Genomic DNA, 1,045 nt, shown 5'->3' on the forward strand with positions numbered 1-1,045 from the left:
GGCCGGACCGACCTCCTGGAGAACCTGGTCGACCACCTGGAGCACGGCACGCCGCTCCTGGTACCGCCGGAGCGCACGGGGGCGTTCATGCGGGTCGTCGAGGCCGTACGCACCGCCCCCGCCCCCGTCGCCCTGCCCGCCGACGCCTGGGAGACCCGGTACGACGCCCCAGCCGGGGCGGCGTGGCGCACGGTGCACGGCATCGACGGCCTGGTCGCCGCCGGGGCCGAATCCCTCGCCCTCTTCTCCGAACTGGGAGCCGCCTGGGCCCGGAGCAGCGAGGTGGCGGCCTCATGAACCGGCCCGCCGCGGCCCCGTCCGCCGCCCAGCCCGTACATCCCGCCTCACCCGCACCCCCCGAACCCCTCGACTGCGGCGGACGCACGGTCGCCCACTACGGCTACGGCGCCGCCGCGGACGGCCGCCCCCGCCTGCATCCCGTCACCACGCTCGCCGGCCGCACCGTCACCCAGGACCGTCCCGACGACCACCGCCACCACCTGGGCGTCTCCGTCGCCGTGCCCGACGTGTCCGGCCGCAACTTCTGGGGCGGGCGCACCTACGTCCGGGGGCAGGGGCCCACCGAGCTGGACAACCACGGTGTCCAGCGCTGCCTCGGCCTGGAGCGGCACGGCCCCGGCGCCTTCACGCAGTCGCTCGGCTGGGAGGCGGACGGCGTCGAACTGCTGCGGGAGCAGCGCACCGTCGAGGCCGTCGAACTCTCTTCCGTCGCTTGGGCGTTGGACCTCTCCTTCGCCCTCACCAATCACTCGGCCGACGACCTCTCCCTCGGCAGCCCCGCGACCAACGGCCGCCCCGGCGCCGGTTACGGCGGCTTCTTCTGGCGGGCCCCCAAGGAGGCCGCCCCGCCCGACGTGTTCAGCGCCGACCGTGCGGGCGAGGAAGCGGTGCACGGCCGGACCTCCGACTGGCTCGCCCTCGCCGGGGACGGCTGGACCCTCGTCCTCGCCGGGGCGAGCGAGGGGACCCGACGCGATCCGTGGTTCGTGCGGACGACGGAGTACCCGGGCGTCGGCTCCTCCCT

1 protein-coding gene and 1 pseudogene are annotated in these 1,045 nt (G+C 75.9%); both read left to right on the forward strand.

Annotated elements, in window-relative coordinates; all coding sequences use genetic code 11:
- Nucleotides 1-297 (forward strand): annotated as a pseudogene (locus ACZ7HQ_RS45925) (gfo/Idh/MocA family oxidoreductase); the annotation flags it as partial.
- A partial coding sequence (locus ACZ7HQ_RS45930) for a DUF6807 domain-containing protein (protein ID WP_471003715.1) occupies nucleotides 294-1,045 on the forward strand: 752 nt, incomplete at its 3' end. The pseudogene ACZ7HQ_RS45925 and the gene ACZ7HQ_RS45930, both read left to right, overlap by 4 nt.

Source organism: Streptomyces sp. NPDC037290 (genome assembly GCF_055603245.1).